General features: G+C 32.9%; 6 protein-coding genes and 1 pseudogene. 2 read left to right on the top strand and 5 right to left on the bottom strand.

Going from position 1 to position 5366, the window contains the following annotated elements; translation table 11 throughout:
- Nucleotides 1-314: 314 nt before the first annotated feature.
- From istB to GBN19_RS14325, 4 genes are all read right to left on the bottom strand, one after another.
- Entirely contained in the window at nt 315-1055 is a 741-nt protein-coding gene (istB, locus tag GBN19_RS14310) for an IS21-like element helper ATPase IstB (RefSeq protein WP_151778584.1), read from the bottom strand.
- Nucleotides 1048-2697, bottom strand: coding sequence for an IS21 family transposase (gene istA, locus GBN19_RS14315; protein ID WP_228271293.1), 1650 nt, complete (start codon nt 2695-2697; stop codon nt 1048-1050). The genes istB and istA overlap by 8 nt, the downstream gene beginning before the upstream one ends.
- Nucleotides 2698-2796: 99 nt before the next feature.
- Nucleotides 2797-2976: a DNA-binding protein gene (locus GBN19_RS14320; protein ID WP_151778585.1), complete on the bottom strand. Its 180-nt coding sequence runs from the start codon at nt 2974-2976 to the stop codon at nt 2797-2799.
- A gap of 122 nt (nt 2977-3098) precedes the next feature.
- Nucleotides 3099-3578, bottom strand: coding sequence for a hypothetical protein (locus GBN19_RS14325; protein WP_151778586.1), 480 nt, complete (start codon nt 3576-3578; stop codon nt 3099-3101).
- Between the two features lie 94 nt (nt 3579-3672).
- Between GBN19_RS14325 and GBN19_RS14330 the strand changes: the two genes are divergently transcribed.
- Nucleotides 3673-3879, top strand: coding sequence for a helix-turn-helix domain-containing protein (locus GBN19_RS14330; RefSeq protein WP_151778587.1), 207 nt, complete (start codon nt 3673-3675; stop codon nt 3877-3879).
- Between the two features lie 101 nt (nt 3880-3980).
- A complete protein-coding gene (locus tag GBN19_RS14335) occupies nt 3981-5249 on the top strand; it encodes a hypothetical protein (protein ID WP_228271292.1) in 1269 nt (422 codons plus the stop codon).
- A gap of 4 nt (nt 5250-5253) precedes the next feature.
- Here the strand turns inward: GBN19_RS14335 and GBN19_RS14340 are convergent.
- Nucleotides 5254-5366 (bottom strand): annotated as a pseudogene (locus GBN19_RS14340) (IS1595 family transposase); the annotation flags it as partial.

Consider the following 5366-nt stretch of genomic DNA (forward strand, 5'->3'; position numbering starts at 1 on the left):
GGATAATCTTTTTCAGATTCAATCAATAATTGAACCGCTCTTTCTCTAATTTCGGGGGTATAGTTTGGTTTTGTCATCGGGATAGTCTCTCAGAATATTGACTCTCCGACAAACCTGGTACGGTTCAGGTAGAGGAAAAAAGCTCCTCTACAACAGAATACACGATCATTTATAAGGGCTTGAAGACCTTATTAATTGATACTGCTGTCGAAAAATATTTAGTTGCGAAATACTGAATAAGTCGGCCACTTATTCCAGTTGGTGATCTACCACTTATTCCTATTCCAAGTAGGCCACCCCCTGTTAAAAAAGATTTATTCTAAAGAAAAGATTTTTTCTCTATAAGATCTACCTAAAATCTCAAGCTCATAGGATCTATGTAAAATCCGGTCCATCACAGCATCTGCAATTGTTGGGTCTTGAAACTGTTCGAACCATAATTTTTTGGGAACTTGGCTAGTGATTAAAAGACCTCCACTTTGAGATTGTTTATCAATCATTTCAAGAAAAGATGGGGCTAGTGCCTGATTAAAGCCGCCTAATCCAAAATCATCAATAATGAGCAATTTTGCAGCACAAATTTTTTTCTTAAAATCTTTGATTTCACCTAAAGTAATTGCATTTGCAATTTCATCAAAAAGGCTAATCGCATTAAAATACATCGTGCTGTAGCTACGATGACAGGCCTCAGCTCCGAGTGCACAAGCTAACCATGATTTTCCAACACCTGTTGAGCCTGAAATAATCAAACCACGACCTTCTTTAATCCATTCGCAATTTGCATAGCGATGGATGTCTGTTTTTTTAAGTTTTCGTTCAACTGCATAATCTATGTGTTCCACCCTTGCATTTGGATAACGGAATTTGGCTTGAGATAATAATCGTTCAATTCTTCGGTTAGAGCGATCATTTAATTCTGCATCGAGGCAATAGTCTAAAAAGTCTTCTATACTAATGCCCTGACCTAACATTTGATCAAGTGAGCATTCTGCTGAACGCAGAAAGCCTTTAAGTTTAAGCTGTTCTAATTTCTCTTTGACAGATTGTTTAAGCATGTTCTTTTATCTCTGAATCTTGAAAATAATAATTAATTCCACGAATATTATGATGTGGGGTTGTTAAACGAGGCTGTATATCTGGCGCTTGTGGTATGAGATGAGCATTGTTTGAAATAATGCTTTCTAGTCGCTTGAGTGTGAAAATTTTTCGTTCCATGGCGAATTGACAAGCACCCTCTAGGGAATGAGATTTTTGATTATCCATGACCCATTTTCTAAACTTGTTCAAAGACTTAATATTTTTCGCAAGATCTCTTTTTTGAGTGAGAATATAATCAACATACTGTGATGTACTTTGACCTATACGACTTGCCCAGAAAATAATTTCATCTTTTGATAAACCTTTTTGAGCAAGATGCTCAGGTGACATATGTTCATCCAAGCAAATATCTTGGTGTATATGGGAGTTGATAACATGCTCAGCTATTTTTTCACGTTCATAAAAAATATGAATTGCTGAGTGAGTGATTTTAATATCGACTTTTAAATGCGAATATGCATACGGAACAGAGTATTGATTAAATTGATACTCAATTCGATAAAATTCACTGACACGTACCTGTCGTTTCCATGTACATAATTCATATGGATAAAGCGGTAATGGATTGAGGTCTTTACTATCCAAAGCTAAAAATTGTTCATAACGGCTAATAGTAAATCGACGAGTGGTTTTACGATTAATTAAGTCAATTTTCTGCTGAATGGCTTGATTTAATTCATCAATAGAGAAAAATTTTTGATTGCGCATTGATGCTAGGACTGAACGTTGTACAATCTGCACACTGACTTCTACAAGGCCTTTATCCTTCGGATGGCGTGGTCGAGTTGGCATAATTGCAAAATCATAATGTGCTGCAAAATCTTCAAAGTCTTTTTGGAACTCCAATCCGAACTTATTATTTTTGATGACAGCTGATTTTAAATTGTCTGTTACTATTGTTTCTGGAACGCCACCGATATGTTTAAATGCTTGAATAAAGCATTCCAACCAGTGCTCAACTTTCTGGCTTGGAACTGCATAAGCAAATGTATACGCTGATGCGCCTAATACTCCCACAAATATAGAAACGTAACTTTTTGATCCATCTAGTGGAGAAGTAATTTCCATTGTTCTACCACAAAAATCTACTAAAAGCGCTTCACCACTTTTAAAATTTTGTCGCATTGATGAATGTCGTTTTTTTTGGAAATTTCTAAATACTTCACAAAAACGGGAATATGAAAGGCCATTTTCATGTTGAGCAATGTATTCTTGCCAAAGTAATTCAATGGTCATATCCCGCTTTTTTAATTCTTGATTGATGTATTCGAAGTCAGGATAAATTTTTCTCGTCGGATAACTTGTATTACGTGAGATTTCAAAATAGTTGAGTAGTTCAATGTTGGTAAATAAATTAAGTTCATTATTGTGAATTGGAAAAAGTTTTAACTTTTCATAGAGCACTTTCACAGACTCTCTAGAAACACCGACTTGCTTAGCGGTTGCTCTTTGACTGTATTGTAAATTTAGCAGTCTGACAGTTTGTCGAATTTTATCAGTGTTTAAGCGCATAAATACCTCTAATACTAAAATGAGGCAAAAAGCACCCTCAACATTGCTTAATTTAGCAATGTCTTCTAGAATGAATTTGTCTTGCACGACCAAGTAAAAGACAATTCATAAAGACTCATGCTGACACATGGGTCTTTATACTTTTTGCAGTTAAATAAAAAATAAAGTTAATTAATTCATAATATTCTACTCTTTGATTCCTAGTTTCACTGCGATTTCATGACTTTTACCACGTTGTGGGATTTGATTGTTTTTTAGTATTCTATATACCAAATCAGGTGAGAAATTATTAATTCTTGCCCATTCGGCAATAGAGGTTCCTGAAGAAAAAAATTCCTCTCTAACTTGTTTTATTGACTTGACCATAACTAGACGAATTTTGAGTAAATTTGACGAAAAAATATAGGATAAAAATGCTTAGGTCAACCAGAATAATATTAATTTAATGTTTTGATTTTATTAAAATATTTTTAATAACTTATGGTTTATTAACTCATAATATTATCCATAAGTTTAATGTTTGACTTAATGTTTTTTATATCAGTTTCTAATTTTTCTTTATGGTTGATAAAATATTTCTCTAATGTTTTATCATCTGATAATAGTGATTCTATAAATTCAATATTATTTTCTTTATCTTTAATTTGATTTAAAAATTCAGATTTTTTTATTGAAAAAATGGCTTCAAGTTTTTGTTTTTTATACCTATCTCTCAGTTCATTTAATCTTGGAGTTTCTTTGTAACTAAATGCTTTTTTTGAAGATTTACTAATATCAATTTCAAGATATTTACATCTAATTAGAACTCTTAATCCTACATACATAAGACGCTTACAGTGTTCAGCTCTATAATGTTGCTCAAGTCCCATTTTTTCCCAAAAATGTTTTGCTTGCCAATTTTCAATTTCATGATTAATAAAAATTTTTAAGAATTCATCATATAAAGGTAAGTTAACTGATTTTGACATCGCTGAATCTTAATAAAAATAAATACGGATTATAGTCCGTGGATGTATAGTCCTCAATTGTTGATATTTCTGTTTTTTGAGCAGTTGGTTCCAAATGTCAGAATTATCAACAATGATTGGTCAATTAATCCGCAAAAAGAGAGTTGAAAAAAAGACCACTCAAGAGTCCCTTGCTCTTCAATGTTGTATTGATCGAAGCTATATGGGACGTATCGAACGAGGCGAGGTAAATCTTACAGTAGAAAAACTATATGATATTGCCCATGCTTTAGAAGTTGATGCTAAAGACCTATTACCTTAACTCAAGTAAAAATAGCTTAAGTATGTATAGCGGTAAGCTTATGATAGAATTAAGTAAATTTAATAATTATAAATATTTTTATTTATAAGTTGGGGGATACTATGGGAAATACAGATTTAGTTAGAGCAAGTAGAGACGGTGATTATTTTCATTATTTATGGGCTGCCAGAAAAGCTCTTCTCCTTTTAAGTCCAGTATCAGGATTAGATGTTCTAACTATTGAAGGGCCTAGTAAGTCTGAGTTTCACAAAGAAATTGAGGATGGTGAAGAAATTGTAGATGTAGGTGAATACTATAGATCTAATAAGTTTTCGGATGCCTCTAAGATTATTTACTCTCAACTCAAACACACTACTGTACATGAGGAAGATAGATTTCAACCAAGTGACCTTAAAAAAACTCTTAAAGGCTTTGCAAAAAGATATCAAAAATTTTTAACACTTGAAAATAAAATGGATGTTTTAAAAAAATTAGAATTCCATTTCATTTCTAATAGGCCAATAAGTGAAGACTTCTATAAGTCAATTTGTGAACTGCAAGAAACAGGAACAGTTACTAAACCAACTAATTTGGAAAAATTAGAACTATATACTAATTTGAAGGGCAAGGATTTAGAAGATTTTATTAAGCTAGTAAAATTCCCATCACAAGAGCCCAACTATATAGCTCAGAGGGAGATTCTTGCTCAAGATATTGCCTACTATCTACCTGGAGATGATGTTAATGCTCCTAATGAATTAAAAGAACTAATCCATCGCAAAGCACTTAGTGAAAACAAAGACACACCTGAAATTACACGATACGATGTACTCCGGGCACTTAAAACCAACCCAGATGATCTGTTTCCAGTAAAGAACTTAATAAAAGAGTTAGAAAATATCGTAAATAGACCTATCGTAAGAACACTAATAGATACTATTAATGAATCACATAGTCAAAAATTTATTATTCAGGCTGAAGGTGGTGTAGGTAAATCAATCTTAAGTACACAAATACACAACTATATCCCTTCTGGATCATTGTCGATTGTCTATGACTGCTTTGGTAATGGTGACTACAGACAATCTTCATCAGCGAGACATACACATAAAATAGCATTAGTTCAAATTGCAAATGAATTAGCTGGATTAGGCTTATGTCATCCACTAATACCGACAGCGAGTGCCGGTCCTAGCGAGTACATAAAAGCATTTTTGTTTAGATTAAAGCAGGTTTCTGAAAGGTTCTCTAATGAAAATAAGCAGCTATTCATTGTTATTGATGCTGCTGATAACTCACAAATGGCAGCAGATGAATTTAATTATGGTCGATCTTTTATAACTGATTTATTGCAAGAAATCCTACCGCAAAATATTAAAATAGGAGCTTAGGAAGTTAAAGAGGATTATTACGGAGTAATTTAAGCAAATCGAGGTATAAATTATCATGCCGATGATTGAAGCGATACTCCGTTTCTTTAAGATGCAAATAAAACATCCTTTTCTCAA

Origin of the sequence: Acinetobacter brisouii, from assembly GCF_008993995.1 — a bacterium.
Lineage (GTDB): Bacteria > Pseudomonadota > Gammaproteobacteria > Pseudomonadales > Moraxellaceae > Acinetobacter > Acinetobacter brisouii_A.

Bases quoted from the DNA above. Each gene is read 5' to 3' on its own strand.
- istB (WP_151778584.1), bottom strand. From the start codon at position 1,055: ATGCTTAAACAATCTGTCAAAGAGAAATTAGAACAGCTTAAACTTAAA.
- GBN19_RS14320 (WP_151778585.1), bottom strand. From the start codon at position 2,976: ATGGTCAAGTCAATAAAACAAGTTAGAGAGGAATTTTTTTCTTCAGGA.
- GBN19_RS14325 (WP_151778586.1), bottom strand. From the start codon at position 3,578: ATGTCAAAATCAGTTAACTTACCTTTATATGATGAATTCTTAAAAATT.
- GBN19_RS14330 (WP_151778587.1), top strand. From the start codon at position 3,673: ATGTCAGAATTATCAACAATGATTGGTCAATTAATCCGCAAAAAGAGA.
- GBN19_RS14335 (WP_228271292.1), top strand. From the start codon at position 3,981: ATGGGAAATACAGATTTAGTTAGAGCAAGTAGAGACGGTGATTATTTT.